At 72.1% G+C, this 26,066-nt stretch carries 24 protein-coding genes and 1 pseudogene; 9 read left to right on the top strand and 16 right to left on the bottom strand.

From position 1 onward, the window contains the following. The first annotated feature begins 62 nt into the window (after positions 1-62). Complete coding sequence (locus ABZW30_RS00825) at positions 63-878, top strand: sterol carrier family protein (RefSeq protein WP_355668861.1); 816 nt, start codon at positions 63-65, stop codon at positions 876-878. On the opposite strand, the gene ABZW30_RS00820 is transcribed toward ABZW30_RS00825, so the two are convergent. Then, entirely contained in the window at positions 875-1,579 is a 705-nt protein-coding gene (locus ABZW30_RS00820) for a hypothetical protein (RefSeq protein WP_355668860.1), read from the bottom strand. The two genes, ABZW30_RS00825 and ABZW30_RS00820, sit on opposite strands and share 4 nt — an antisense overlap. Positions 1,580-1,640: 61 nt before the next feature. After that, positions 1,641-2,414 carry a DUF3152 domain-containing protein gene (locus ABZW30_RS00815; RefSeq protein ID WP_355668859.1) on the bottom strand — a complete coding sequence of 258 codons (774 nt, stop codon included), beginning with the start codon at positions 2,412-2,414 and terminating at the stop codon, positions 1,641-1,643. A gap of 129 nt (positions 2,415-2,543) precedes the next feature. Between ABZW30_RS00815 and ABZW30_RS00810 the strand changes: the two genes are divergently transcribed. Both ABZW30_RS00810 and ABZW30_RS00805 read left to right on the top strand, forming a co-directional pair. After that, complete coding sequence (locus ABZW30_RS00810) at positions 2,544-2,720, top strand: zinc-binding dehydrogenase (RefSeq protein ID WP_355668858.1); 177 nt, start codon at positions 2,544-2,546, stop codon at positions 2,718-2,720. Between the two features lie 60 nt (positions 2,721-2,780). After that, a complete protein-coding gene (locus ABZW30_RS00805) occupies positions 2,781-3,200 on the top strand; it encodes a DUF3151 domain-containing protein (RefSeq protein ID WP_355668857.1) in 420 nt (139 codons plus the stop codon). Positions 3,201-3,316: 116 nt separating this feature from the next. On the opposite strand, the gene fbaA is transcribed toward ABZW30_RS00805, so the two are convergent. Beyond that, entirely contained in the window at positions 3,317-4,339 is a 1,023-nt protein-coding gene (gene fbaA, locus ABZW30_RS00800; protein ID WP_355668856.1) for a class II fructose-bisphosphate aldolase, read from the bottom strand. A gap of 321 nt (positions 4,340-4,660) precedes the next feature. Between fbaA and ABZW30_RS00795 the strand changes: the two genes are divergently transcribed. Further along, positions 4,661-5,377 carry a VTT domain-containing protein gene (locus ABZW30_RS00795; RefSeq protein ID WP_355668855.1) on the top strand — a complete coding sequence of 239 codons (717 nt, stop codon included), beginning with the start codon at positions 4,661-4,663 and terminating at the stop codon, positions 5,375-5,377. 112 nt (positions 5,378-5,489) lie between these two features. On the opposite strand, the gene pyrE is transcribed toward ABZW30_RS00795, so the two are convergent. From pyrE to ABZW30_RS00745, 10 genes and pseudogenes are all read right to left on the bottom strand, one after another. Next, positions 5,490-6,026 (bottom strand): orotate phosphoribosyltransferase, encoded by a 537-nt coding sequence (gene pyrE, locus ABZW30_RS00790; protein ID WP_270145783.1) that lies wholly within the window; start codon positions 6,024-6,026, stop codon positions 5,490-5,492. A 62-nt stretch (positions 6,027-6,088) separates the two neighbouring features. Further along, positions 6,089-7,120, bottom strand: coding sequence for an SRPBCC family protein (locus ABZW30_RS00785; RefSeq protein ID WP_355668854.1), 1,032 nt, complete (start codon positions 7,118-7,120; stop codon positions 6,089-6,091). Positions 7,121-7,264: 144 nt separating this feature from the next. Then, on the bottom strand, positions 7,265-8,914 hold the full coding sequence (locus ABZW30_RS00780; protein ID WP_355668853.1) for a polyamine aminopropyltransferase: 1,650 nt from the start codon (positions 8,912-8,914) through the stop codon (positions 7,265-7,267). Between the two features lie 154 nt (positions 8,915-9,068). Continuing rightward, the gene (locus tag ABZW30_RS00775) at positions 9,069-9,596 is read right to left on the bottom strand and encodes a DUF2617 family protein (RefSeq protein ID WP_355668852.1); all 528 of its coding nucleotides are present in this window, start codon (positions 9,594-9,596) and stop codon (positions 9,069-9,071) included. Positions 9,597-10,085: 489 nt separating this feature from the next. Further along, positions 10,086-11,246 (bottom strand): pyridoxal phosphate-dependent aminotransferase, encoded by a 1,161-nt coding sequence (locus tag ABZW30_RS00770; protein ID WP_355668851.1) that lies wholly within the window; start codon positions 11,244-11,246, stop codon positions 10,086-10,088. A gap of 98 nt (positions 11,247-11,344) precedes the next feature. Further along, on the bottom strand, positions 11,345-11,908 hold the full coding sequence (locus tag ABZW30_RS00765; protein WP_355668850.1) for a hypothetical protein: 564 nt from the start codon (positions 11,906-11,908) through the stop codon (positions 11,345-11,347). Beyond that, positions 11,905-13,656 carry an alpha/beta hydrolase gene (locus tag ABZW30_RS00760; RefSeq protein WP_355668849.1) on the bottom strand — a complete coding sequence of 584 codons (1,752 nt, stop codon included), beginning with the start codon at positions 13,654-13,656 and terminating at the stop codon, positions 11,905-11,907. Before ABZW30_RS00760 ends, ABZW30_RS00765 begins: the two co-directional genes overlap by 4 nt. Positions 13,657-13,659: 3 nt before the next feature. Further along, positions 13,660-14,067: a hypothetical protein gene (locus ABZW30_RS00755; RefSeq protein ID WP_355668848.1), complete on the bottom strand. Its 408-nt coding sequence runs from the start codon at positions 14,065-14,067 to the stop codon at positions 13,660-13,662. A 395-nt stretch (positions 14,068-14,462) separates the two neighbouring features. Next, a pseudogene (locus ABZW30_RS00750) lies at positions 14,463-15,203 on the bottom strand (aminotransferase class I/II-fold pyridoxal phosphate-dependent enzyme); the annotation flags it as partial. A 119-nt stretch (positions 15,204-15,322) separates the two neighbouring features. After that, positions 15,323-15,898: a YbjN domain-containing protein gene (locus tag ABZW30_RS00745; protein ID WP_355668847.1), complete on the bottom strand. Its 576-nt coding sequence runs from the start codon at positions 15,896-15,898 to the stop codon at positions 15,323-15,325. Between the two features lie 335 nt (positions 15,899-16,233). Between ABZW30_RS00745 and ABZW30_RS00740 the strand changes: the two genes are divergently transcribed. Further along, positions 16,234-16,524, top strand: a complete 291-nt coding sequence (locus ABZW30_RS00740) for a helix-turn-helix transcriptional regulator (protein ID WP_355668846.1) — start codon at positions 16,234-16,236, stop codon at positions 16,522-16,524. Positions 16,525-16,582: 58 nt separating this feature from the next. Here ABZW30_RS00740 and clpB read toward each other — a convergent pair whose 3' ends face one another. Both clpB and ABZW30_RS00730 read right to left on the bottom strand, forming a co-directional pair. Further along, positions 16,583-19,204, bottom strand: coding sequence for an ATP-dependent chaperone ClpB (clpB, locus tag ABZW30_RS00735; protein ID WP_355668845.1), 2,622 nt, complete (start codon positions 19,202-19,204; stop codon positions 16,583-16,585). 78 nt (positions 19,205-19,282) lie between these two features. After that, on the bottom strand, positions 19,283-20,260 hold the full coding sequence (locus tag ABZW30_RS00730; protein ID WP_355668844.1) for a LysR family transcriptional regulator: 978 nt from the start codon (positions 20,258-20,260) through the stop codon (positions 19,283-19,285). 70 nt (positions 20,261-20,330) lie between these two features. Between ABZW30_RS00730 and ABZW30_RS00725 the strand changes: the two genes are divergently transcribed. The 4 genes from ABZW30_RS00725 to ABZW30_RS00710 all read left to right on the top strand — a co-directional run bounded on the left by ABZW30_RS00725 (position 20,331) and on the right by ABZW30_RS00710 (position 24,996). Continuing rightward, positions 20,331-21,449 carry a TDT family transporter gene (locus ABZW30_RS00725; RefSeq protein ID WP_355668843.1) on the top strand — a complete coding sequence of 373 codons (1,119 nt, stop codon included), beginning with the start codon at positions 20,331-20,333 and terminating at the stop codon, positions 21,447-21,449. Positions 21,450-22,110: 661 nt separating this feature from the next. Further along, entirely contained in the window at positions 22,111-23,103 is a 993-nt protein-coding gene (locus tag ABZW30_RS00720; protein WP_355668842.1) for a LuxR C-terminal-related transcriptional regulator, read from the top strand. Next, positions 23,096-24,034: a helix-turn-helix domain-containing protein gene (locus ABZW30_RS00715; protein WP_355668841.1), complete on the top strand. Its 939-nt coding sequence runs from the start codon at positions 23,096-23,098 to the stop codon at positions 24,032-24,034. Before ABZW30_RS00720 ends, ABZW30_RS00715 begins: the two co-directional genes overlap by 8 nt. Next, the gene (locus tag ABZW30_RS00710) at positions 24,031-24,996 is read left to right on the top strand and encodes a helix-turn-helix transcriptional regulator (protein WP_355668840.1); all 966 of its coding nucleotides are present in this window, start codon (positions 24,031-24,033) and stop codon (positions 24,994-24,996) included. The genes ABZW30_RS00715 and ABZW30_RS00710 overlap by 4 nt, the downstream gene beginning before the upstream one ends. A gap of 178 nt (positions 24,997-25,174) precedes the next feature. On the opposite strand, the gene ABZW30_RS00705 is transcribed toward ABZW30_RS00710, so the two are convergent. After that, entirely contained in the window at positions 25,175-25,792 is a 618-nt protein-coding gene (locus ABZW30_RS00705; protein ID WP_355668839.1) for a hypothetical protein, read from the bottom strand. Positions 25,793-26,066: the final 274 nt, after the last annotated feature.

Genomic DNA, 26,066 nt, shown 5'->3' with positions numbered 1-26,066 from the left:
GGGTGCTCCGAGGGGCGGACGGTTCTCCGGAACCGTCCGTCCCTCGGCGTATGTTGGGTTCCATGCCTCCCAAGTCCCGTACGTACCAACCGCAGAAGGTCCGCGCCGCGCTGGCGACGCAGAACGAGGCGCTGCGCGCCGTCGTGCACCGGCTGACGGAGCCGGACCTGGACCGGCCGACCCGGCTCGGCTCCTGGCGGGTACGGGAGCTGCTGGCCCACCTGGGCCTGGCGCTGGGCCACCTGCCGGCCGCGCTGGACAAGCCGGCACCGGACGGGCCGGTGCTCTCGCTGGCCGGCTACGCGGAGCTGAGCAGGACGATGGCCGAGGCGGTCGACACCGCGGTGACCGAGTACGCGGCGACCGGATTCGCGGGCCCGCCCGAGGAGGTGGCCGCCGCGTTCGACCGGCCGCTCGACGCCGTGCGGGTCGTGCTCGACCGCCCGGCCGCGCTGGAGCCGGAGCGGCGGGTCGCCCTGCTGGCCGGCCGGTCGATGCTCCTGATCGACTACCTGGTGACCCGGCTGGTCGAGGCCGTGGTGCACGCCGACGACCTGGCGGCCGCGCTCGGCCTGGACGCCTTCCCGCACGATCGCCAGGCCGTCGCCGCCGTCACCCGGATGTTGGCGGACGCCTTCGCCGACCGCGTCCCCGGCGGCGCGGTCGAGCTGCGGATCCCGCCGTACGCGGTGGTCCAGGCGGTGCCGGGGCCCAAGCACACCCGCGGCACCCCGCCGAACGTGGTCGAGACCGACCCGCTGACCTGGATCCGGCTGGCCACCGGCCGGGCGGACTGGGCGACGGCGGTGGCGGACGCCGGGGTGTCCGCCTCCGGGGAGCGCAGTGACCTGGGGGAGTACCTGCCGATCCTCGGTTAGTGCAGCTGGGCCGCCAGGGACTCGGCGGCCTTGCGCAGCGGCTCGCCGGCGAGGGCCGGGTCCGGGTCGGCGTCGTGGGTGTCCTGGGCGAGCGTCAGGGCCAGGTCGCCCTCCCCCTCGACCGCGATGCGCGCGACGGCGACCGTGCCCTTGCCCGGGGTGATCCTGGTCTGGCCGACGGCGGGCCGGTCGGTGGAGAACCGGCTCAGCTGGTCCACGTCGAGCAGTCCGGCGGCTTGGACCGAGGGAAGCATCAGGCTGACGGCGTAGTCGTTCTTCGGGACGGCCAACAGGTCGATGCCGACGGTGGACGGGCCGACCGTGTACGAGCAGGTGATCTCGGCGTGCGGGGGAGTGGCAGGCTGCTCGGGCATGGACGGCGGATGGGTGGCCCCCGACGGCCAGGGCTGGGCCGGGAGGCCGTCGCCGGCGTTGCCCCGGACGGAACGACCGTCCGTCACGGCGGGGGCGACGGCGCCGGTGATCCCGGCGCCGGTCAGGGCCTTCCCGAGGTCGAGGCCGAACGGGCAGGTGCTGGACTTCGTCTTGAACAGGTCCAGGGCGGTCGACCGGACGCGGTCGTAGGAGAGCGCGCCACCACTCGTGGCGGTGCCGGTCGAGGACGAGCAGGCGGCGGCACCGAGCGTGATCCCGGCGGCGGCGAACACGGCGGCGAGCCTTCGGCGTTGGGCAGCGGTCATGATCGCAGGGTAGGGCGCCGTTGTGCCGTCCGGTTGCCGTTCGGGTCTCAACTCCGTTCCACTACGGGACGGATGGGCCGCTCAGGTAGGTGCCGTCCGCCGAGTACGGCCAGGCGTTCGGGGCGCAGCCCTTGAGGCCGTATATCTGCTGCATCATCGCGGGCGCCGGCTTGCCCGGGCCGGGGCAGGTCTCGTGGCCGTGGCCGATCCGGTGGCCGACCTCGTGGTTGATGATCAGTGCCCGGTACTCGTCCAGCGGGCCGTTGAACTGCGGTGAACCGGTGTTCCAGCGCTTGGAGTTGACCACCACCTGGCTGCCGACGTCGCAGTTGACCTCGCCGTGGGTGTCCAGGCCGGAGGCTCCGCAGATCTTGTCCACGGTGGTCGGGGAGGCGATCTTCACGGTGAAGTCGTACGAGCCGCTCGCGACCAGCTGGAAGCCGTCCTTGTGGTTGTTGGTCCAGCCGCGCGGGTCGCCGAGGATGCCGTGGATCTGCGCGGCGGCGGCCGCCGCGTCGATGCCGATGCCGTCCTCGACCTCCACCCGGTAGCGGCGCACGTTGCCGCGGCCGACCGGCTTGGCGTTGGCGGAGGCGATGGTGAAGGTGCCGGCGCCCTTGGTCGGGCCGGGGTCCGGCGCGGTGGGCGTGGGCGTCGGGGTCGGCGTGGTGGCGGGCGTCGGGGTCGGCGGCGCGGCCGCGGTGGGCGACTGCTCGGCCGGCGGGGCGATCCGGGCCTGGGCGGTCGGCGCGGGCGAGGTCTGACCCGAGGGGCGGTTCAGCACGAAGGCCGCGGCGCCCAGCACCAGCACCGCGGCGACTAATGCCGTGAGCATGCCAGGTCCGATCCGGCGACGTGCCTTGCGGCGTCGGCGGCTTCCGCCGGCGTTCTTGGGCGGGACGGCTCGCCTGCGGGCGGATCGGGCTGCGGGCACGAGCGAAACCCTGGCATGGAGAACGGGTGAATGTCCACATACCAGGTATGCAACCTTGGGGGCGCCCTCAGCGTTGGGCCCGCCCCGGTGCCGATGAGCCGTCCGCTGATCGACCGGGTCTTCGACCTGGCGGAGACCGTCGAGGCGCACTGGCGCATGGAGGCCGACGCAAAGGTGGGCAAGCTCGTGGTGACCGTACGGCACTGAGCCGGGGCCGATCCCGTGACGGCGGTTGACCCCTGGGCCTCGGGTGGCAGACTGCACTCCATGGCGATTCACAAGAATCTTCTCGACGGCCCCGAACCGACCCTCCTGCCGGAGGACGAGCAGCCCTACCGGATGCTGGCGGAGGAGTCGGCCTCACCGACCCAGGTGGCCGCCGACTTCCCGGCCTTCTGCCTCGCCTGGGCCATGCTCGCCGACGACGCCTACGCGGCCGGTCGCTACGTCGAGTCGTACGCCTATGCCCGCACCGGCTACCACCGCGGCCTGGACGCGCTGCGCCGCAACGGCTGGAAGGGCCATGGGCCGGTGCCGTGGGAGCACCGCGGCAACCGCGGCTTCCTGCGCTGCCTGGCGGCGCTCGCCCGGGCGGCCGGCGCGATCAAGGACACCGAGGAGGAGGCCCGTTGCTGGCAGTTCCTGAAGGACAGCAGCGCCGAGGCGTACGCGGAGCTCAAGCAGTAGGGGCTGCGCGGCACAAGCGGTAGGGCTGTGCAGCTCGACCGGTAGGACCACACGACTGTGCCCCCGGCGGAGGACCGCCGGGGGCACACGTGTTCACCGCGCTCGTGTCAGCGGGCTCACTTCAGGCGCTTGCCGGCCGAGCGCAGCTGCTCGGCGGCCTCGACCACGCGGGCGGCCATGCCGGCCTCGGCCAGCTTGCCCCAGGTGCGGGGGTCGTAGGTGTTCTTCTTGCCGACCTCGCCGTCGACCTTCAGCACGCCGTCGTAGTTGGCGAACATGTGGCCGGCGACCGGGCGGGTGAAGGCGTACTGGGTGTCGGTGTCCAGGTTCATCTTCACGACGCCGTTCTCCAGCGCGGTGGCGATCTCCTCCGCGGTGGAGCCCGAACCGCCGTGGAAGACGAAGTCGAACGGGTCGGTCTTGCCGTACTGCTTGCCGATCGCGTCCTGCAGCTCGCGCAGCAGCTCCGGCTTCAGCACGACGTTGCCCGGCTTGTACACGCCGTGCACGTTGCCGAAGGAGGCGGCCAGCAGGTAGCGGCCCTTCTCGCCCAGGCCCAGCGCCTCGGCGGTGCGGACGGCGTCGTTGACGGTGGTGTACAGCTCGTCGTTGATCTCGTGGGAGACGCCGTCCTCCTCGCCGCCGGTCGGGGTGATCTCGACCTCAAGGATGATCTTGGCGGCGGCGGCCTGGGCCAGCAGCTCCTGGGCGATGGACAGGTTGTCGGCCAGGGTCTCGGCGGAGCCGTCCCACATGTGCGACTGGAACAGCGGGTTCTGGCCCTTGGCCACGCGCTCGGCGGAGATCGCCAGCAGCGGGCGGACGTAGCCGTCCAGCTTGTCCTTCGGGCAGTGGTCGGTGTGCAGCGCGACGGTGACGTCGTACTTGGCGGCGACGATGTGCGCGAACTCGGCGAGCGCGACCGCGCCGGTCACCATGTCCTTGTTGTGCTGGCCGCCCAGGAACTCCGCGCCACCGGTCGAGATCTGGATGATGCCGTCGCTCTCGGCCTCGGCGAAACCACGCAGCGCGGCGTGCAGGGTCTGCGAGGAGGTGACGTTGATGGCCGGGTAGGCGAACTTGCCCGCCTTGGCCCGGTCCAGCATCTCGTTGTAGACCTCGGGAGTTGCGATGGGCATGCGATCCGCTCCTGTCGGGTTGCGGCGTACGGACGGTGCTGTCCGACGCTGTGTACGCCTTCGTGACGACTCCGTGCCGGCCCGCCGACGCGCGGCGCTGCGGTGTGGCTCTCCGGCACCAAGGTTCGAGGCGGCCTCCGCGGTACGGCCATGAGGGTGGTGGGCCGCCGCGGACCGGACGCCTGGGCCATCTTCCCAGACTCGTGCCCGCAGGTCAGCAGGAGCCCGCCTGTCGGAACGTCGTGCTGGGGCGTGCGGCCGGAAGCCGTCGCAGGGCTCGGCCGGAAGTCGTCGGCAAGGTACGCCCGCTATCCTGCGCCCGTGACCTACACCCAGCTGGCCGTCAATCTACTCGACGCCAAATCCCTGATCTCGTCCCTCGGCGCCATCGGGCTCATCGCGATCATCTTCGCGGAGACCGGCCTGCTGGTCGGCTTCTTCTTCCCGGGCGACTCGTTGCTGATCCTCGCGGGCGTCGCCGCCTCGAACGCCGCGTCCTCGGTGCTCGGCGACGGCGCCAAGCTGCCGATCGCCGTGCTGCTCGTCGGCTGCCCGATCGCGGCGGTCGCCGGTGCCCAGCTGGGGCACCTGATCGGGGCCAAGGTCGGGCCGAGGATGTTCGACAAGCCCGATTCGAAGATCTTCCGCCGCGAGTACGTGGTGAAGGCGGAGGAGTACTTCAACAAGTTCGGCTCCGGGAAGGCCGTGGTGCTGGCCCGCTTCATGCCGATCATCCGGACTTTCCTGAACCCGGTGGCGGGCACCCTGGAGATGCCCGCCAGGACGTTCTTCCTGTGGAACGTCATCGGCGGTGTGCTCTGGACCGAGTCCATGCTGCTGATCGGCTACTTCTTCGGTGACGCGCTCGCCCCGGTGATCGACAAGTACCTGATCCCGGCGGTGCTGCTGATCGTGCTGCTGTCGATCTCGCCGATCCTGATCGAGGTCATGCGGGAGCGCCGCAAGAAGAAGGCGGGCGTCACCGACAGCGCGGCCGAGGCCGTGCAGAGCGGCGGCGGGCGGCACCGGCGCGGCTGAGCCCGACCGGCTGGGTTCAACGCGAAGGGCCGGGCTGTTCCACGTGGAACAGCCCGGCCCTTCGCGTTGTCCGGGAGGACTCCCGGGGAGGACTCACCGGGTCTTCGCGGGGTCAGAGGCCCAGGTCGTCCAGGGTGTACGCGGTCACGTACTCCAGGCCCTGCTCCTCGACGGCACCCGCGCCACCGCGCTCGACGATCACCGCGACGCCGACCACCTCGGCGCCCGCCTCGCGCAGCGCCTCGACGGCGGTCAGCACCGAGCCGCCGGTGGTGGAGGTGTCCTCGACCGCCAGCACCCGGCGGCCCTTCACCTCCGGGCCCTCGATCCGACGCTGCAGGCCGTGCGCCTTGCCGGTCTTGCGGACCACGAAGGCGTCCAGCTTCCGCCCGCGCGCGGCGGCGGCGTGCAGCATCGAGGTGGCCACCGGGTCGGCACCCAGGGTCAGACCGCCGACGGCGTCGTACTCCAGGTGCGAGGTCGCGTCCAGCATCACCCGGCCGACCAGCGGGGCGGCCTCGCCGTCCAGCGTGATCCGGCGCAGGTCGACGTAGTAGTCGGCCTCCTTGCCGGAGGAAAGGGTGACCTTGCCGTGCACGACGGCCTTGTCCTTGATCTGTGCCAGCAGGGCGTCGCGGTCGTTGCTCATGAGCGTTCAGTCTAGGGCCTGTCCTCAGGCCCTGGCCTGCAGCCGTGCGCGGCGCTTCTCGGCTAGCGCCGGCGCAGCACCCTGACCAGCACCACGGCGCCGCCCAGCAGCGCCACCGAGCCGCCGATCACCCACGGCACCGCGCTGCGGCCGCCACTGCCCGGCACCACGATGCCGCCGGCCTCGCCGCCCCAGCGGGACGCCGCCCGGGCCCGCGCGCTGCGGGCGGGCAGCGCCGGGGCGTACCGGCCGCGCGGCGGGGCGTGGTCCACCTCCTCGGCCGAACGGCCGACGATGCTGCGGCGGACCGGGCCGCTGAGTTCCGGCCCCTCCTCGTAGGCGAACAGCGGTTCGACCGGGACCTCCTCGGCGACCTCGTCCGTGCGGCCGCCGATCTCGTCCTCGTCGTCCTCGTCGGCCGCGTCGTCCTCGTGGTCGTCGGCGGAGCCGGTGGGGAGGCCGAAGCGCTCGGCGTCGGCGTCCGAGAAGGCGATCAGGTCGGAGAGGTCGTCGTCCAGATCGTCGCCGGGCTGGTCCTGGCGGTCCTCGATGGAGACGACCTCGGCCGGGGTCCCGTTCTCGGCCTCGACTTCGGCCTCGGGCCCGTCCTCGGCCGCGTCCTCGGCCGCGTCGTCGTCCACGGGTTCGCCCTCCGGGGAGGTGAGCGCGGTGGCGAAGCGGTCCAGCAGACGGCGGCCGACGGCGTCGAGGGTCTCGGCGTCGAACTCGGTCAGCCGGCCGGTGGCACTCAGGTCGCCGGTGAAGCGGATCGCCGCAGTGCCCTCCTCGGCGCCGTCCACGACGCTGACCCGCACGGTGGCGGTCGCCTCACCGCTGCCCCGGGCCTCCTGCCCTTCGGCCAGCACCGTGAGCACACCCTCCCGGCCCTCGATCAGCGACAGCACGCCCTTGTACGTGATCGTGGAGCCGCCGATCCGCAGCTTCAGCCGCCCGCCGATCTCCTCCGCCGGCCCACCCCCGACCGCCGCCGGCTCGGTGCTCAGCCCCGGCACACTCCGCGCCAGCAGCGCCGGATCCTGCAAGGCCTCCCGCACCAGCTCTGCGGACATCGGGACGACAACCTCATGCTCCATGTCACGGAGCCTACCGACCCGAACCGGCCCGGTCCCCACCTACCACCACCCGACTTTCGCCCCACCCCGTGCGTCACGCCCTCCAGCCGTCAGCCCGGCCCGTTTCTCTCTTCCCGTGCGCCCCTGCGCAGGCCCCCACCACCCTCAGCGCGGTCCCAGCAAGGTCAGCGGCGCCGGGGGCCGGGCGGGCCGGAGGGCGGCGAGGCGGGTGGTGGAGGCGTGGAGGGCGTCGGGGGTGAGGGCACGGGGTGGTGGGGCGTCGGGGGCGAGGGCGAGCGGGGGCGGGGTGGCGGCGGCGAGCAGGAAGTCCTGGGCGGTGTCCGGAGCGCCGGGGCGGCAGGTGGCGGTGGGACTGCCCTGAACGGCGTACGGGGTGGTTCGCAGGCCCGCCGCGCGGAGGCCGGACTCGATCCGCCAGAGGCCGTCCCCGTCCCCGTCCCTGTCCCTGTCCCCGCCGGCCCGGACGGCGATCCGGCCGCCGGGGGCCAGCAGCCGGGCGGCGAGGCCGTAGAACTCCTGGGAGTGGAACTTGACCGGCCCGCCGTCCGAGGGGGCGGGCAGGTCGGCGAGGACCACGTCATACTCCTCCTCGGGGGCGCCGTGCAGCCAGGCCATCGGGTCGGCCGCCGTGGTGCTGACCCGGGGGTCGTCCAGGGAATGCCCGGTGAGGGCGGCGAGCCCGGGGTCGGTGCGGGCGAGCCGGGGGAGGGCCGGGTCGGCGTCGACCAGTCGGACGGCGCGGACCCCGCGGTGCCGCAGCACCTCCCGCAGGGCGAGGCCGTCGCCGCCGCCGAGCAGCAGGACCCGGTGATCCGGCCCGGCGGCCATGGCCGGGTGGACGAGTGCTTCGCTGCCCCGGTACTCGTCGGGCCCGCAGGCCGTGAGCCGGCCGTCGAGGTAGAGCCGGAGCGGGCCCTCGGCGGGGCCGGTGAGCACGATCTCCTGGTACTGGCTGCGGGTGGCGTAGCGGATCCGGTCGCCGTAGAGGGTGTGCCGGGCGGCGCGTTCGATCGCGTCGGAGCCGGCGGCGGCGGCCGCGAGCAGGGCGAGGACGAGGGCGCAGCCGAGCCAGAGCAGCCGTCGTATCCGGGGGGCGGGCTCCTCGCGGAAGAGCCAGAGCACCACGGCGGCCCCGGCCACCGCGTTGACCGCCCCGGTGAGCAGCGCGCCGTCGCCGGGGCCGAGGCCGGGGAGGACGAGGAAGGGGAAGGCGAGGCCGCCGATCAGCGCGCCCACGTAGTCGGCGGCGAACAGGTCGGCGGCGGCGCGTCCGGCGTCCTCGCGTCGGATCCGCTGGATGAGGGTCATCAGCAGCGGGATCTCGGCGCCGATCAGGATGCCGATCAGGCAGGTGAGGCCGACCATCGCGGCCTGGTAGCGGCCGATCCAGGCCCAGCAGGAGTACAGGGCGAGGACGGAGAGTCCGCCGGTGAGCGCGAGGGCGCATTCGACCAGGGCGAACGCGGTCGCGGGCCGGCTGGTGAGCCGCTTGGCGAGCAGGGAGCCGAGGCCCATCGCGAACACCATCACGGAGAGCACGACGGAGGTCTGGGTGACCGTGTCTCCGATCAGGTAGTCGCCGAGCGCCACGAGTTCGAGCTCGTAGACGAGTCCGCAGGCCGCGCAGACGAACGCGGCCAGCAGGACGGTCAGGCGGGCGAGCCGGGGGCGGGAGCGCAGCCGGGATCGACGGCGGGCGGGCAGGGGGGTGAGGCTTCGCCCGGGCCGGGGTGGGGGGCCGTCGTCGAGGTCCACTCGCGGGCGTGCGGGCGGACCGACCGGATGGTTGATCACGAACAAACGCTAGGGGACGTGCGGGACGGATAGCTGCGCCCATCCGACGGACAGTGCGGGCCTTCGGATTGACGAACCGTTCCTGCGTACGATTCATCGGCTCGCGCTAAGGAGCGCATGACCGAATCGGCGTTCCCACTCAGGCCTTGGGCGGTCATGTCCCCGACACCACCAGCGAGGAGCGGGTGCAGACCAGCTGCCCCTCCTGCGGGTAGGCGTGCCAGGTCCGCCAGAGCAGCCGGTCCGTGCCGCCCTGGGTGACCAGCGCGGTGAAGGCGCTCGGGTCACCGGGGAAGACCCCGGCGAGGCCGCGCGGGTGCCCCTCGACCAGGGCCAGCAGCTCCTGGGCGCGGGCCGCGAAGTCGTGCGGGGGCAGGGCCTCGATCCGGGCGGCGAACTCGTACTCCCAGCCGCCGACCTGCTTGGCGACCCGGGCCGGCAGCGGGGTGCGGCGGCCGGGCAGGCAGGCGACGGTCTCCAGGCAGCTGCCGGGGCCGGCGTCGATCACCACCTGGTGCGAGGCGCCCAGCAGCCGCAGTTGGAGGGTGCCGGAGGTACCGGGCCGGCCGCCGTCGAGTCTGAGGTCGTGGACCGCGAGCGCGGGCAGTGGGTCGCCGCCGAGGCACCAGGCCAGGTCACCGGCGCGGGTGTCCGTGTAGGAGGTCTGCAGTGTGGTGAGCATGCTCGGCTCCGCGTTTCAGCTCCGTGCGCGCCCGCCGAGCAGCAGCGACTAGGCCTAGGCGATGGCGAGGCTGTTCGTGGCTGTGCGGCCCTGGGCGCGGCCGACCGTGGAAGGAAGGATTCCGGCTGGAGATTCAGCAGCAGAGAAGCATGAATACGCCGGGCCCGTCGGTGATTTACCCAACTTTGTCAAGCATTCACTGTTTCGAGCACACCTGCTTCCCAGCTCTGATCGACCCAGTGTGCGACTCTGCACAGCGCGCGCCCCTGCAACCGGCATGCACGCCGTGCGCGCCGGGTGCGTGCCGTCCGCGCGCTTCACATGCCGCCGCCCTCCACGCGTCGGGCGTGGAGGGCGGCCGGGCGTGCCGGGGAGGTCGGTCGAATTGCCTCCTGGGCAGCAAACGAGCATGCCGATCAGGGGAGTTGATGGCGGATCAGAACTCTTGTCGGGCTGGGATCGCTCTCGTTCGAGGGGGCGCGCGGACGCTCAGAGGCGCTGCAGGCGAGCGACGGCCTCCTGGAGGACCTCGTCCCTTTTGCAGAAAGTGAAGCGGACCAGGCTACGGCCGGCGTCGGTGTCGTCGTAGAAGACGGCGTTGGGGATCGCGACGACGCCGCAGCGCTCGGGCAGGGCGCGGCAGAATTCGATGCCGTCCTTCTCGCCCAGCGGGGTGATGTCGGTGGTGATGAAGTAGGTGCCCTCGGGGTTGAAGACCCGGAAGCCGGCGGCGGAGAGTCCGTCGGCGAGCAGGTCGCGCTTGCGCAGCAGGTCGGCCCGGAAAGTGTCGAAGTAGTCGTCGGGGAGCCGGAGAGCCTCGGCGACGGCGTACTGGAAGGGGCCGGCGCTGACGTAGGTCAGGTACTGCTTGGCGGTGCGGACGGCGGAGATCAGCGCGGGGCTCGCGGTCACCCAGCCGACCTTCCAGCCCGTGTACGAGAAGGTCTTGCCGGCGGAGGAGATGGTGACGGTGCGCACGCGCATGCCAGGCAGGGCGGCGATGGGGTGGTGGGTGGCGCCGAAGACCAGGTGCTCGTAGACCTCGTCGGTGACCACCAGCAGGTCGTGCTCGACGGCGAGTTCGGCGATGCCGCGCAGCTCCTCGGCGGTGAGGACGGTGCCGGTGGGGTTGTGCGGGGTGTTGATCAGCAGCAGCCGGGTGCGCGGGGTGATCAGGGCGCGCAGCTCGTCCAGGTCGGGGCGGAAGTGCGGGGCCCGGAGGGTGAGCGGGACGCGGGTGGCGCCGGCCATGGCGATGCAGGCGGCGTAGGAGTCGTAGAAGGGTTCGAGGGCGATCACCTCGTCGCCGGGCTCCAGCAGGGCGAGCAGCGCGGCGGCGATGGCCTCGGTGGCGCCGGCGGTGACGAGCACCTCGGTGTCCGGGTCGTAGGCGAGGCCGTGGAAGCGCTGCTGGTGTTCGGCGATCGCGGTGCGCAGCTCGGGGATGCCGGGGCCGGGCGGGTACTGGTTGCCGTGGCCGCTGAGCACGGCATCGGCGGCGGCCCGGGCGACGGAGGCGGGCCCGTCGGTGTCGGGGAACCCCTGGCCGAGGTTGATCGAGCCGGTGGCGACCGCGAGGGCGGACATTTCGGCGAAGATCGTCGTGCCCATCCCGGCCAGTCGGCGGTTCAGCAGCGGCCTGGTTCCCATGCGAAAGGCTCCTCACAGCTCGTCGTGGGGGCCATCTTCTGACGGCCGGTGGGCGGCGGACAAGCATGCGCGCCCGCCGCCCCGGCCCAACTCGTGCCTCAGCTCGACCAGTACGGGTCTTCGACCGTCGCGCACTGGTCGGCGTAGTTCAACGGTCCACGGAGGAACCCGCCGTTGCCGTTGTTATCGGTGGTGTCGGTGACATCGGTCAGGGTGGCTCGGACCTTGGCGCAGCCGTTCACACCCACGGCGAACCAGAGGGTGAACCCCGAGCCCCTCACTTCCACCGCGCCCTCGTTGCGCTCGACCGGGTAGCCCTTGCCCGTCCAGAGCGCCTGGACGAGGTCGAGCGGCTCCTGACCCCGCCTGGAGGCGATCCGGACCCGGGCCGCCTGTTCGGCGATCATCTCCGTGCGACCCGTCTTCCTGCACCCGGACGTTCCGCAGAACCCGGTCAGGTCGGGGTTGCTCTCGAACTTCGTCTCGGCCCACTGGAGCCCCGGGTGGAAGGCCCCAGCGACATCGGCGAGTTCGCCCTCGACCCGGTGCTGTGCCTGCTCGACCGGCATGGTGGGTTCCTTCTGCTCCGGCCAGGCGAGCCAGCCGATGAGGAGGGCCAGCACGACCCCCGGCACGGTCACGCGCCATGTCGGGGCCCTCACCGCGGGTCCTGCCGGGTGATCGCGTTCCCGTGGCCGCTCACGATCTTCCCGATGTTGGGGAGCGAGTCGCCGCCCGCGCCGTGCTTCCCGAAGTAGTTGTCGTGCGAGTCGGTGATGGTCCCGTCCGCCACCGAGAAGCGCTGCCCGCCGAAGTCCCCGCTGGCCGGGTCCGCGCCGAACCACGACTGCTTGCCCGTGTGATTCATCTCCTCGTAGATGAACGCGCCCCAACCACCGATCATCCCGGGACTCGGCGCATTGGCCACAGGGTCGTTCTTGGCAGCGCCGACGTACACGTGATCAGCGCCGACCCCGAGTTGCGACGCCTTGTCCACCCCGACACCTGGGCTGCCGACCAGGATGATGTCGTCAGCGGCCAAGCCTCCTGGGTGCTGGGTCGCCTGTCCAACCACCAAGGATCCGTAACTGTGCCCCTGAGCGGTCATGTGCGCCGGCGCCCCCTCGTGGGTGGCTCGGAGCCCGGCGAGGAACTTGTTGTAGTCAGCCCCGCCCGCGACCGCCCGGTCCTTGGCGGCAACGGAATCACCGTCCAGCTGCGGGGCGTCGTACCCCAACCAGAACACGGACGCGACGCTCGGCGTCTCATTCTTCCCCGCGCTGCTCACCGCGGAATCGTAGATGCGCTTCGCGGTCATGGCGTCGCCGCCTCCGACGCCCGCCATGGTGCTGTTCAGCCCGGGTACCAGGGACGAGACGTTGCGCGCCTTGTCCGGGTCACCCCAGGACACGATCGCACGGCCCTGCCCCTGATCACCGATCCCCAGCAACAGCAGCGGCGGGTCGGAGTTCGGCCCGCCCGCACCCTCGTCCTTCTTGCCGTCGAGCCGGTCCTGAATGGACTGGAAGCCGTCGAGCTTCTCCTTCAGGGCGTCGTGCTTGGCCTTCCACTTCTCGTACTCGGGGTTAATGACGGGCTCGCCCTTGACGTACCCCAGGTACTGCTTCGGCTCGGGCCCGAGGTCGGCGAGCTGGCGCTGGCGGTCCTGGATCAGGTTCTTCAGGTTGGTCCGGTTGGCGTCGTTGCGGGCGGCGGCGGGGATGCCGTCGAGGTTGCCGATCTGGTCGGGGTGGTTGAGGATCATCCGGTGCTGCTGGTCGTCGGTCAGGCTGTTCCACCAGGCCTTGACGCTGTTCGGGTCGGTGCCGGCGGCGGGGGCCTGCAGGAGCGCGTTCGCGGCGTCGGTGTCGGTCTTCGCGGTGGCGGAGTCGAGGCCGGTGCCGTTGCTCGCGTTGGTGGCCAGGTGGGCGAGTCGGGCGTTGATGGTCTGGTCGGCGTGGTCGGCCTCGTTGAGCGCGGCGGTGATCCGGGCCTGGATCTGCTGGACCTGTGAATCGGCGTCGTTGCCGGCGAAGTTCGGGGAGTTGGGGTCCTTGTCCCAGGTGATCCCGCCGTCGTCGGCGACGGTCAGCTTGTGGGTCTTGGCGTCGTCGAGGGCGCTGATCAGGTGCGACTGGGCGGCGGCGAAGCCGGCGTAGGCGTCCTGCAGGGCGCGGCTGACGAGTCCGATCTCCTGCTGGGCGGCCTTGAGTTCGTTCTCCAGGTTCTGCATCCGGGTGTTGGCGTGGTCTGCGGCGGTCCCGGTCCACTGCGAGTTGTGCAGGCGGTTGACGACCTGGGTCTGCCAGTTCTCGACGTGCTGACCGAAGGCGGTGGCCAGGGTGTCGAAGGCGTTCTTCGCGGTGGTGATGCCGATGATGTCGGCGTCGTGAAGGGTCTTGATGTCCATCGCTTATTCGGCCGCCTTCGCGCTGCGGGGCGTCACGGGCCCGGGGACGACAGCGGTGTTGAAGGGGTCCGGCTCCGACCCGTTCGAGACGGGCGCGTTCGGGTTCCGCATGCTGTTGTGGGCGTTCTGTTCGGCCGTTCGGTAGTAGGTGGCCGTCGTGCCGAGCTTGGTGCCGACGTCGCTCATGTCGGTGCCGAGCTTGTCCAGCAGGGTCTTCCAGTTGGTGCTGCAGTTGGTGATCGCGCCGGCCGTGAGCCAGCCCTTCAGGCCACCGGCGGCCTGGCTGCACGGCTCGGTGAGCTTCGAGGTCTCGCCCGGTATGAGACCGCCTATGTGCTGGGCGCTCTGTCCGCAGCCGTCCAGCTCGGCCGGATTGACCTTGAACTCCAAGGACAGATCAGGATCCGCCATGTGTTCCCCCCTGCAGTCGGCCCCGGGACGTCGCCCGTAGCCCGCGTTCCCCCAGAAATGATTACTGTCGGATAGTAATTGGTTGCTTCTGGCTGCGATCGGCGGACCCGGGCGCTGACATGCACTTTCCGAGACCGAACGGGAGGACCTTGTTCAGGACGCGGACATCCTGGAGGAGACCGCACCAGCGCCGGTCCAAGAGGGCCGACTGAGGAGCGTGGGCCAGCGGATCCGGGGGACTCTCTCGGCGGCATCCTCGAACCCTGTGGGTCAGCAGATGCTGCCCTCGGCCTTCAACCAAGGCATGGGAGCGCTCGCAGGCTGACCCGGCATCTCGGCAGGGGCCACCCCATTCGCCCTCAGCTCACCAGCAAATAGGTAGGCGAACAGGGCTTGACCCAGCCGACCTTCCAGCCGGTGAAGGAGAAGGTCTTTCCGGCGGAGGAGATGGAGACGGTGCGCTCACGCATGCCGGGCAGGGCGGCGATGGGGTGGTGGACGGCGCCGAAGACCAGGTGCTCGTAGACCTCGTCGGTGACCACCAGCAGGTCGTGCTCGACGGCGAGTTCGGCGATGCCGCGCAGCTCCTCGGCGGTGAGGACGGTGCCGGTGGGGTTGTGCGGGGTGTTGATCAGCAGCAGCCGGGTGCGCGGGGTGATCAGGGCGCGCAGCTCGTCCAGGTCGGGGCGGAAGTGCGGGGCTCGGAGGGTGAGCGGGACGCGGGTGGCGCCGGCCATGGCGATGCACGCGGCGTAGGAGTCGTAGAAGGGTTCGAGGGCGATTACCTCGTCGCCGGGCTCCAGCAGGGCGAGCAGGGCGGCGGCGATGGCCTCGGTGGCGCCGGCGGTGACGAGCACCTCGGTGTCCGGGTCGTAGGCGAGGCCGTGGAAGCGCTGCTGGTGCTCGGCGATCGCGGTACGCAGCTCGGGGATGCCGGGGCCGGGCGGGTACTGGTTGCCGCGGCCGCTGAGCACGGCATCGGCGGCGGCCCGGGCGACGGAGGCGGGCCCGTCGGTGTCGGGGAACCCCTGGCCGAGGTTGATCGAGCCGGTGGCGACCGCGAGGGCGGACATTTCGGCGAAGATCGTCGTGCCCATCCCGGCCAGTCGGCGGTTCAGCAGCGGCCTGGTTCCCATGCGAAAGGCTCCTCACGCGTCGTCGTCGCGCCCATCCTGGGACAGCCGGGGCCCGGGGACAAGGACGGCCCGCCACCGCGCTCGATCGCGGTGGCGGGCCGTGGGTGGGGGTGCGGGGATCAGGCCTCGTCGGAGCCCTCGCCCTCGCCCTCCTCGCCCTCTTCGCCCTCGATCTCGTTCTGCAGGCCCAGGCGCTCGACGATCCACTGCTCGAAGCCGACCGCGGCCTGGGTCCAGTTCGCGGTGGTGGTGACGAAGTAGTCCAGGTTGACGCCGGTGCCGACGATCATCTGGGCCTCACCGATCAGACGGACGACGCCGTCCTCGTGGGTGTGGGTGTAGACCTTGGGCCACAGGGTCTCGCGGTTCCACTCGTCGATCAGGTCGAGGATCTCGCCCTTCTTCTCCAGCGGGTACGCGCGGTCGTAGAAGGCGCGCACCGCGAAGAGCTCCTTCTGCTCGCCGCGGAACATGTAGTAGACGCGGAAACCCTCCCAGGGGGCGGTGAGGTCGCCCTCCTCGTCCACGACGTGCTTGAGCTGCATCTGGTCCAGCAACTGGGTGACCAGGCCCTGGTCCGGGACGATGATCGGCGGCGGGCCGGCCGGCCGCCCGCCCTGGCCGCCGGGCTGGCCACCAGGCTGGCCGCCTCCGGGTACGCCGAAGGACGGGATGGACGACGGGTCGATGCTCATGGGGTCCTCTTCCTCAGTGCACGTGGTGGCCGGCAATGAGAGGCCGCCCTTTGCTCCTCCCATCCTGCCTCATTCGGGGCCTCGCTCACAGGGGCACCCGGGCGCGCGTCGATCTTCATTTCGGCGCGTGCCGGGGCACCGGTCACGCAGGGTGCCCGGCGGTCGGCGGCGGGGCGGCGCGCCGGGCGCGCGCGTGAGCCAAGTCACGCGCCCGGCGCCCGGGTTCGCCTGCCGTGCCGGTCGGATGCGGTTAGCGTGCGACGGAACTCGCCCTTGGCAACGGCCCTATGAGGTGGGCGAGTTGAGGTGATTTGAGCTGAAGGGGGGAAGCGGGGATGGAGCGTACGGTGACCGGGGAGGGTGCCTCGCTGGGGACGCTGCTGCGGAGCATCCGGCTGGAGCGGGGGATGACACAGGAGCAGTTGGGGGAGGCGTCGGGGCTGAGCGTGCGGTCGATCCGCGACCTGGAGCGGGGGGTGTCCTGTCCGCGGGTCTCCACGCTGCGGCTGCTCACCCAGACGTGGAACCTGCCGGAGTCGCGGGGCGCCGAGCTGCACCGGCTGGCGCGCACCTGGCGGGACCGCGCGCGGCGCCAGCGGCGGGGCGCGGCCGAGGAGCGGCGGTAGCGGTTCGGGCCGCTCCCCGCGCCTGAGCACGGGGAGCGGCCCGAACCGGCCTTCGGGCCTACTTCTCCAGCGGGCCCCGACCGCGGACGGTGAGCCGGTCGCTTTCCTCGTCCCGCTCGACCAGGACGGTGTCCCCGTCGTGCACCTGGCCGGACAGGATCGCCCGGGCAAGCTGGTCGCCGATCGCGGACTGCACCAGCCGGCGCAGCGGGCGGGCGCCGTACGCCGGGTCGTACCCGGTGAGCGCCAGCCAGTCGCGGGCGGCCTCGGAGACGTCCAGGGTGAGCCGCCGCTCGCGCAGTCGCTCGCCGAGGCGGGCCACCTGGAGGTCGACGATCCGGCTGAGCTCGTCGGTGCCCAGCGGGTCGAAGACCACGATGTCGTCCAGCCGGTTGAGGAACTCCGGCTTGAACGCGGCCCGGACGCAGTCCTGCACCAGGGCCTTCTTCTTGTCCTCGGGGGTGGCCGGGTCGACCAGGTACTGCGAGCCCAGGTTGGAGGTGAGGATCAGGATCGCGTTGCGGAAGTCCACCGTGCGGCCCTGGCCGTCGGTGAGCCGGCCGTCGTCCAGCACCTGGAGCAGTACGTCGAAGACCTCCGGGTGGGCCTTCTCCACCTCGTCCAGCAGCACCACGCTGTACGGGCGGCGGCGGACCGCCTCGGTGAGCTGGCCGCCCTCCTCGTAGCCGACGTACCCGGGCGGGGCGCCGACCAGGCGGGAGACCGAGTGCTTCTCGCCGTACTCGCTCATGTCGATGCGGACCATCGCCCGATCGTCGTCGAACAGGAAGTCGGCCAGGGCCTTGGCGAGTTCGGTCTTGCCGACACCGGTCGGGCCGAGGAACAGGAAGGAGCCGGTCGGGCGGTCCGGGTCGGCGATGCCCGAGCGGGTGCGGCGCACCGCGTCCGAGACCGCCTGCACGGCCTCCGCCTGGCCGATCAGGCGACGACCCAACTCCTCCTCCATGCGCAGGAGTTTGGCGCTCTCGCCCTCCATCAGGCGGCCGGCCGGGATGCCCGTCCAGGAGGCGACCACATCGGCCACGTCGTCCGGGCCGACCTCCTCCTTGACCATCGAGGCCGAGGCGGGCCCGGTCTCGTCGTTCGCGGTCGCGGCGCGCTCCTGGGCGTCGGTGAGCTCCTTCTCGGCGGCCGGGATCTCGGCGTACATCAGCTTGGACGCCCGCTCGAAGTCCCCGTCGCGCTGGGCCCGTTCGAGCGCGCCGTGCAGGTCGTCCAGTCGCTCCTTGAGCTCGCCGACCCGGTTGAGGCTCTTCTTCTCCTGCTCCCATCGCGCCGTCAGTACGCTCAACTGCTCGTTCTTGTCGGCGAGATCGCGCCGAAGCCGGGCCAGCCGATCGACCGAGGCCGGGTCCGACTCCTTCTCCAGGGCCAGCTCCTCCATCCGCAACCGGTCGACGGCGCGCTGGAGTTCGTCGATCTCGACCGGGGATGAGTCGATCTCCATCCGCAGCCGGGAGGCCGCCTCGTCGACCAGGTCGATCGCCTTGTCGGGCAGGAAGCGGGAGGTGATGTAGCGGTTGGACAGGGTGGCGGCGGCGACCAGCGCGGCGTCCGAGATCTGCACCTTGTGGTGCGCCTCGTACCGACCCTTGAGGCCGCGCAGGATGGCGATCGAGTCCTCCACGCTGGGCTCGCCGACCAGCACCTGCTGGAAGCGGCGCTCCAGGGCCGGATCCTTCTCGATCCGCTCGCGGTACTCGTCCAGCGTGGTGGCGCCGACCATCCGCAGCTCGCCGCGGGCCAGCATCGGCTTGAGCATGTTGCCCGCGTCCATCGCGGAGTCGCCGCCGGCGCCCGCGCCGACCATGGTGTGCAGCTCGTCGATGAAGGTGACGACCTGGCCGTCGGAGGCCTTGATGTCGTTCAGGACGGCCTTCAGCCGCTCCTCGAACTCGCCGCGGAACTTGGCGCCGGCCACCATCGCGCTGAGGTCCAGCGCGACCAGCCGCTTGCCGCGCAGCGACTCCGGCACGTCGCCGGCCACGATGCGCTGGGCCAGGCCCTCGACCACGGCGGTCTTGCCGACGCCGGGCTCGCCGATCAGCACCGGGTTGTTCTTGGTCCGGCGGGAGAGCACCTGGACCACCCGGCGGATCTCGTGGTCACGGCCGATCACCGGGTCGAGCTTGCCGTCCCGGGCGGCCTGGGTGAGGTCGGTGCCGTACTTCTCCAGTGCCTTGTAGGTGCCCTCCGGGTCCGGCGAGGTGACCCGGCCGCTGCCCCGGACGTCCTTGAAGGCGGCGAGCAGCGCCTTGGGCGTCGCGCCCTGCTGCACCAGCAGCTCGGCCACCGGCCCGCCCTCGGCCGCCAGACCGACCATCAGGTGCTCGGTGGAGACGTACTGGTCGTCCAGGTCGTCCGCGCGCTTGCCGGCCTCGGTCAGCACGGCGAGGGTGTCCCGGGCGAGCTGCGGGGCGGCGACCGTCGAGCCCATCGCGCTGGGCAGCGCGGTCAGCTGGCGGCGCGCCTCGGCATCGACCCGGGCGGCGTTCGCCCCGACCGCCTCCAGCAGGGGCCGGGCGATGCCCTCGGGCTGCTCCAGCAGGGCGATCAGGATGTGCACCGGCCTGACGTCCGGGTTGCCGGCCGTGCCTGCCTGCCGGATCGCGGCGGACAGGGCGTCCTGCGTCTTGGTGGTGAACTTGCTCGCGTCCACTGCTGGGGGATCCTCCCTCGTCGTCCTTCACTGCTGCTACGTACAGCATGCACTAACTTGAGTCTATTCCGCTCAACTTTACGTCGCTGAACTTCTTCTCCCGGCGGCCTGGTTCCTCCTCGCGGCCTGGTTCCTCCTCGGGGTCTGACCGACCGCCTGCCGGGTCAGCCCCAGCAGCTCCCGGGCCGGCCCGCTCGGCCGCTGCCCGGCCGGCCACACCGCGCGCAGCGGCCGCCGCAGGTCCAGCTCCTCCGCCAGTGGCACCTCGACCAGCCGCCGGGTGGCCAGTTCCTCCACCACCGCCAGCTCGCTCAGGCAGACCGGCCCCGCCCCGGTCATCGCCGCCGCCTTCAGCGCGGTGGAGGAGGCCAGCTCCAGTCGGGGCTGCGCGGCGCCCCCGTACGGCGCCAGCGCCATCTCCAGCACCTCCCGGGTGCCCGAGCCGGGCTCGCGCAGCACCAGCGGGGTGCCCGCCAACTCGGTCGCGGTCAGCGGGGTGCGGCGGCGCGCCCAGGGGTGGCCGGGCGCCACCACGACCACCAGCCGGTCCGCCGCCACCACCACGCCGGCCAGCCCGGGCGGGGTGGACGGGCCCTCGACGAAGCCCAGGTCGGCATCCCCGGCCAGCACGTGCCCGGCCACCTCCGCGGAGTTCGCCGTCCGCAGTGTCACCGCCGTCCCCGGACTGGCCTCGGCCAGTCCCAGCAGCCAGCCCGGCATCAGGTACTCGGCGACGGTCAAGCTGGCCACCACCCGCAGCTTGGCGTCCCGCCGCTCGCGCAGCGCGTCGATCCCGGCGTCCAGTGCCTGCGCCGCCTCCACCACCTGCCGGGCCCACTCGACCACCAGCCGGCCCGCCTCGGTCGGCCGGCTGCCCCGGGGCGAGCGCTCCAGCAGCGGGACGCCGATCTGCCGCTCCATGCCCTTGATCCGGGCGCTGGCGGTCGGCTGGCTGACGCCCAGCTCGGCCGCCGCCCGGCCGACACTGCCCAGGCGGGCCACCGCGAGCAGCAGTTCCAGGGCGCCCAGTTCGGGGACGTGCGGGGAGAGGGCCATAGGTTCAGGCTATGCCCTCATAGAGCCCGTGGCGCTACCGGCGGTCGGGCCGCCGGGCCAGGGTGGAACCATGTCCACCTTGGCCGATGTCCGCCCGCTCTCCCGCCCCGCCTCCCGTTCCCGGCTCTCCCGGTTCGACCTCGCCCAGCTCGGCCCCAACTGGTACGCCGCCGTGATGGGGACGGCGATCATCGCCAACGGCGCCGCCGCCCTGCCCGTACCGGTGCCCGGGCTGATCGGCTTCGGCGAGGTGATGTGGGCATTCGGACTGGCCGCCCTGCTGGTGCTGGCCGCGGCCCGGCTGGTCCACCTCGCCCGGCACCGCGAGGCGGCCCGCGCCCAGCTGCTGGACAACCCGGCCACCGCCGTCTTCTACGGCTGCCCGCCGATGGCGCTGCTGGCGGTCGGACTCGGCACCCTGCTGCTCGGCTCCAGGGTCATCGGCACCGGCCCGGCGGTCGCCCTGGACGCCGTGCTGTGGGGCGTCGGCACCCTGTACGCGCTGGCCGTCGCGGGCGGCATCCCGTACCTGATGATCACCAGGCACCGGGTGTCCGCCCTGGAGGCCAACCCGACCTGGCTGCTGCCGGTGGTCGCCCCGGTGGTCGCCTCCGCCTGCGGCCCGGCCCTCGTCCCGCACCTGCCGGCCGGACTGCCGCAGCAGACCCTGCTGTACGGCTGCTGGGCGCTGTTCGGGGTCGGCCTGCTGGCCACCCTGGTGCTGCTGCCGGTGGTGTTCACCGGGCTGTTCCACAGCAAGCTGCCCGCCCTGGCGCTCACCCCCTCGCTGTTCCTGGTGCTCGGGCCGCTCGGCCAGTCCGTCACCGCGATCCACCAGCTCGCCGACGCCGCCCGCCCGGTGCTGCCCGCGCTGGCCCCCGTGATGCTGCCGCTCGCCGAGCTGTACGGTGTCGCGGTGATCGGCGTCGCGATGCTCTGGCTGGCCGTCGCCCTCACCGCCAACCTGCGCGCCCGCCGGGCCGGGATGCCGTTCGCGATGACCTGGTGGGCCTACACCTTCCCGATCGGCACCTGCGTCACCGGCGCCTCCGCGCTCGCCCGGCACACCGGCTTCGGCGGGTTCACCGCGCTGGCCGCCGGGCTCTACCTGCTGCTGGCCGTCGCCTGGGTGCTGGCGGCCGGGGGCACCGCCGCGGGGCTGGCGCGCGGTCGCCTGCTGGCGCGCTGACCTGGCCGGGGCTCCGGTCGGGGTAAGCCCCCCCCGGCCGGAGCCCCGGCTCGGACGTCCCTCGGCTCAGGAGCACGCCGCCGTTGCAGGAACGCGCACCTGCGGAGTGACCGTGGACAGCCAACGCCCTGCATCGGCGCCCGCCGCCCGCACCCCCCGCTGGCCTCGGCCTTTACCGGAATCCCGCCCGCCGCCCGGGGGGCCGGACCCGTGCCGGGATGCAGGTAGCTGCAATTGCGTGAACCTGAACTCCGACGGCACTTGTCGACGGGGCGTCACGCTGTGAGGGTGGAGGCACGCCAAGTCGTCCGGGCAACCGCAGCCCGATGGTGGCGACTTGCTCTTCAGTACTGACCACGGGTGCGCGTCCCGCACCTGTGGAACGGGGGGGGAAGAGCGCCGGTCGGGGTCCATGTGTGGTGATGGACTCCGGATCCGGATCCGTCGAGGCGTTGCTGCTCCGCCTCGACGGAAGCGCCTTGGCATTGGCGTGCCGATGGCGGCCCCCGGACACCCGGTGTGCGACGGCACCCGGGCCCGGGGGCCCGCCGTCCGACCGGTACCGTGAGCACGCCCGGCAACCGGTACCGCACACCCCACGGCTCGCGCGTACGGGCGGGGGCGACACCAGGGGAGACGCGTCCGGCAGGGAGAGTGCGACGTGACGGCGGAACCGGCGGTCACGCCGCACCACGCGGTACCCGTGGGCGAGCAGCCCGACGAGGCGGCCCGACAGCTGTACCTGGCGATCATCGCCGAGGGCGGCCGCATCCCCTGCGCCGACATCGGCGACACCGACCGCAACGCGCTCCGGCAGCTCCTCGACATCGGCCTGGTGATGGCCAACCGGATGGACCGCTGCTACACCGCCGTCAGCCCCCGCTCGGTCAGCGACCGCGTCGGCGCCGAACTGCGCAGCGAGGCGACCCGCCTGCTGGTCCGCGCGGAGAGCCTCCCGGGCGCCCTGGACACCCTCACCCGCGCCTACGACGCGATGCCCCGCCCCTCAGGCCGCTCCGGCGGCGCGGTCTACGTCGAGGGCCACGTCCACATCCGCCAGCGGATCTCCCAGCTGGTCTCCGACTGCCGCTCCGAGGTGCTCACCGCCCAGCCCGGCCACCGGCCCGCCGACACCCTTCAGGTCGCCCTCGCCCAGGACGTCCAACTCCTCCAGCGCGGCTGCTCGCTGCGCACCATCTACCAGCCGGTCGCCCTCGCCGACCCGCCCGCGCTCGCCTACGCCGAGGAGGTCACCCGGTACGGCTCGCAGATCCGGGTCCTCGACGAGCCCTTCCAGCGGCTGATCGTCTTCGACCGCAGCGTCGCCGTCATCGCCGCCAACGACGACAACAGCACCGCCGCCTTCATCAGCGACCCGGCCGCCCTCACCTTCCTGATCGGCGCCTTCGAACGCGACTGGGCCCGCGCCGACACCACCGAGGCCGCCGCCTGCCTCGGCCAGGGCCCCACCCGCACCATTCCCGACCGGGTCGGCCGGCTCCTCGCCCGCGGCCTCACCCAGCGCGCCGTCGCCACCCGCCTCGGCCTCAGCGAACGCACCGTCGCCGCCCACATCTCCCGGCTGCGCGACCGCTACGGCGCCCAGACCCTCTTCCAGCTCGGGTGGCTGATGAGAGGCTCCCGCGATGACTGACGAGCCCGGACCGGCCGAGCGCGCCCTCTACCTGGCCGCCGTCCGCGGTGGCGGGCGCCTGCGTCCCGAGGAGCTCGCCCCCGCGGACCGCCCCACCGTCGCCGCCCTCGTCGCCCGAGGTCTCCTCACCCCCACCGCCACCGGATACACCGCCACCAACCCGCGCGCCCTCGGCGACCGCCTCGGCGTCGAACTCCGCACCCGCGCCACCCGCCTGCTCCTGAACGCCGAACGGCTCCCGCACACCCTCGGGCCGCTCACCCACGCCTACGAGGCGGTCCGACGGCCGGACGGCCCGGGCCGATTCGGACCGCAGCCCGTGCAGTTCGACACCGAGATCGACATCCGCCACCGCGTCTTCGAACTCATCTCCGAGTGCACGAAGGAGGTCCTCGTCGCCCAACCCGGCCCGCGCCCCCTCGAAGGCCTCGAAACGGCCCTCGCCCAGGACCTCTCCCTGCTCCGCCGCGGCTGCTCGATGCGCATCCTCTACCAGCCCGTCACCCTCACCGACCGCGCGATACGCCATCAGATCGACCTCCGCGCCCGGTACGGCGCCCAGGTCCGGGTGCTCGCCGAACCGTACGAGCAGGTGCTGGTCTTCGACCGCGCCGTCGCCGTCGTCCCCGCCGCCGAGGACCGCAGCCGCGCCGCCGTCATCAGCGACCCGGCCGCCCTCACCTTCCTGATCGGCGCCTTCGAACGCGACTGGGCCCGCGCCACCCCCGCCGACCGCCACCTCGACTCCCCGCACCCCACCACCGTCCGCATCGGCCGGCTCCTCGCCCGTGGCCTCACCCAGCGCGCCGTCGCCACCCGCCTCGGCCTCAGCGAACGCACCGTCGCCGCCCACCTCGCCCGCCTGCGTGAAGTCCACGGCGTCGAGACGCTCTTCCAGCTCGGCTGGCAGATGAGGGGAGAACAGCCATGACGGACCACAGCCTCGTCCTACCGGACGAAGCCGCCCGCGAGCTCTACCGCACGATCCTCCGGGAAGGCGGCCGGATCCGGATCGCCGACATCCCGGAGCAGGGCGCGGCGACCGTGCAGAGGCTGCTGGACCTGGGTCTGCTGAAGCCCTACATCTCGGACGGCTCACTCAGCGCGATCAACCCGCGCTCGGTGACCGCCCGGGTCGGCGCCGACCTCCGTGCGGCCGGTACCCGCCTGCTGATGCAGGCCGAGCAACTTCCCGATCTGTTCGGTGACCTCATCGACGCCTACGACACCGCCCCCCGGCGCCACGATCGCACCGGAACCACTCGGATCGTCGAGGGCGCCGAGAACATTCGGCACCACATCTCCCAAATCTCCGAAGAGTTGTGCCACGAGGTGCTGTCCCTCCAGCCGGGCGGAGCGCGTCCCATGGACGCCGCTGACGACATCGTGGACTACGACCGCCGAATCCTGGAGGCAGGCGGTTCTCTCCGCACCATCTACGAGGCCGCGGCCCGTCTCGACGGTCCGACCGTGAGGCTGGCGGCCCGCCTGACGGACATGGGCTGCCACATCCGGGTCGCACCGTTCGCGCTCACCAAGATGATGATCTTCGGCCGCACGGTGGCCGTCATCCCGGCCTCGGCGGACCTCGCCGCCGCGGCGTTCGTGGAGGACCCGGCCACGGTCGCCTTCCTGGCCGAAGTCTTCGACCGCTTCTGGCAACTCGCCGAGGGAGTCAACTGGGCCGCTCTGGCCGCCGGTTCCACCGACTCCGCTCCGTACGAGCAAGTGGGCCGCCTGCTCGCCCAGGGCCTCACCCAGCGAGCGATCGCCACCCGCCTGGGCCTGAGCGAGCGCACGGTGGCCGGTCACATCGCCCGCCTGCGCGAGCGGTACGACGCCGAGACGCTCTTCCAACTCGGCTGGCAGATGAGGGGAGCCTGCGATGCCTGACCTCGATCTGCCCGCCCGGGGGCTCACGCAGCGGGTGATCACCGGCCACATGGGGCCGAGCGAGTGGACCGTGGCCGGTCACATCACCCGCTGCGTGAGTTGCACGACACGGAGACGCCGTTCCAACTGGATCGGCGGAAGCAAGAGCCCGGAGGGGAGTCCGGGGGGTGCGCTCTGCTCAGCCGGTGGCGGCGCCGGTCGGCCAGTAGCCCGGGACGGAGGACTGCTGTCGGGGGACGTTGAACTGCTCGCCGGGCGCGGTCCAGAAGCCCTCGCGGAGGGAGAGCGCCATGCCGGCCCAGTCCAGGGCGGTCTCCACCGTGTGGTTGAGCGCCTCCTGCGACCAGGTGTCGTCGAAGACCAGCGGCAGGACGGGGGCGACCTGCTCGATGGTGGCGATCAGCGGGTTGTGGGTGATGGCCTCGTCGACGAGCAGGACGATCGGCTTCCGCAGGGCCGACGCCCAGCCCAGCTCCAGGCTCACTCCGGCCGAGAGCGGGGCACCGACGTAGGCGAAGACCAGGTCCGCGGACTGCAGGGCGCGGAAGTCGGACGGCACCCGGGGCTCGGGGGCGCGGCCGGCGACGGTCCAGGCGTCGCTGTGGTGCGCGCTGTACACGGCGGCACCGCTGCGGAGCAGGGTGGTGCGGAGCGTCGTCAGCCGCGTCCGGCTGGCGAGGGTCACCACGCTGTCCGCCGGGCCGGTCAGCCGCATCAGCGGCGCGGCCAGGAACACACGTGCACGCCGACCCTCAGGGGCCTGGCTGTCGTGGTGACGCAGGTAGGGCTCGGTCATGTCGACTCCGGGGGAAGGCCGACCGGGTAGGGAAGCGGTGCCGGTAGGCGCGTTTAGTTGCTGCTTCAAGGAATCCGACGGTTAAGCAGAGCAGGAATTGACGGTACAGCGGCAAGTCTTCTGGCTGCGGTTGGACCATCGGGAGCGAACTGATCGTCTATCAGTGGCGATGGCCTCGTCCAGCGATCCGCCCTGGCATCTGGATGCCTGGCAGAGAGATGACGCCCGGTCTGTTGGTCGGCAGGTGACACTGGAACGCGCTATGCGGCATCAT

This window comes from Kitasatospora sp. NPDC004669 (assembly GCF_040609455.1).
GTDB lineage: Bacteria > Actinomycetota > Actinomycetes > Streptomycetales > Streptomycetaceae > Kitasatospora.
This window is presented reverse-complemented; position numbering and strand designations above follow the sequence as displayed.

Bases quoted from the DNA above. Each gene is read 5' to 3' on its own strand.
- ABZW30_RS00725 (WP_355668843.1), top strand. From the start codon at position 20,331: ATGTCCACCTTGGCCGATGTCCGCCCGCTCTCCCGCCCCGCCTCCCGT.
- ABZW30_RS00710 (WP_355668840.1), top strand. From the start codon at position 24,031: ATGACGGACCACAGCCTCGTCCTACCGGACGAAGCCGCCCGCGAGCTC.
- ABZW30_RS00770 (WP_355668851.1), bottom strand. From the start codon at position 11,246: ATGGGAACCAGGCCGCTGCTGAACCGCCGACTGGCCGGGATGGGCACG.
- ABZW30_RS00810 (WP_355668858.1), top strand. From the start codon at position 2,544: ATGTCCACATACCAGGTATGCAACCTTGGGGGCGCCCTCAGCGTTGGG.
- ABZW30_RS00775 (WP_355668852.1), bottom strand. From the start codon at position 9,596: ATGCTCACCACACTGCAGACCTCCTACACGGACACCCGCGCCGGTGAC.
- ABZW30_RS00745 (WP_355668847.1), bottom strand. From the start codon at position 15,898: ATGAGCATCGACCCGTCGTCCATCCCGTCCTTCGGCGTACCCGGAGGC.
- ABZW30_RS00740 (WP_355668846.1), top strand. From the start codon at position 16,234: ATGGAGCGTACGGTGACCGGGGAGGGTGCCTCGCTGGGGACGCTGCTG.
- fbaA (WP_355668856.1), bottom strand. From the start codon at position 4,339: ATGCCCATCGCAACTCCCGAGGTCTACAACGAGATGCTGGACCGGGCC.
- ABZW30_RS00785 (WP_355668854.1), bottom strand. From the start codon at position 7,120: ATGGAGCATGAGGTTGTCGTCCCGATGTCCGCAGAGCTGGTGCGGGAG.
- ABZW30_RS00805 (WP_355668857.1), top strand. From the start codon at position 2,781: ATGGCGATTCACAAGAATCTTCTCGACGGCCCCGAACCGACCCTCCTG.
- ABZW30_RS00815 (WP_355668859.1), bottom strand. From the start codon at position 2,414: ATGCTCACGGCATTAGTCGCCGCGGTGCTGGTGCTGGGCGCCGCGGCC.
- ABZW30_RS00760 (WP_355668849.1), bottom strand. From the start codon at position 13,656: ATGGACATCAAGACCCTTCACGACGCCGACATCATCGGCATCACCACC.
- ABZW30_RS00820 (WP_355668860.1), bottom strand. From the start codon at position 1,579: ATGACCGCTGCCCAACGCCGAAGGCTCGCCGCCGTGTTCGCCGCCGCC.
- ABZW30_RS00715 (WP_355668841.1), top strand. From the start codon at position 23,096: ATGACTGACGAGCCCGGACCGGCCGAGCGCGCCCTCTACCTGGCCGCC.
- ABZW30_RS00730 (WP_355668844.1), bottom strand. From the start codon at position 20,260: ATGGCCCTCTCCCCGCACGTCCCCGAACTGGGCGCCCTGGAACTGCTG.
- ABZW30_RS00825 (WP_355668861.1), top strand. From the start codon at position 63: ATGCCTCCCAAGTCCCGTACGTACCAACCGCAGAAGGTCCGCGCCGCG.
- pyrE (WP_270145783.1), bottom strand. From the start codon at position 6,026: ATGAGCAACGACCGCGACGCCCTGCTGGCACAGATCAAGGACAAGGCC.
- ABZW30_RS00755 (WP_355668848.1), bottom strand. From the start codon at position 14,067: ATGGCGGATCCTGATCTGTCCTTGGAGTTCAAGGTCAATCCGGCCGAG.
- ABZW30_RS00705 (WP_355668839.1), bottom strand. From the start codon at position 25,792: ATGACCGAGCCCTACCTGCGTCACCACGACAGCCAGGCCCCTGAGGGT.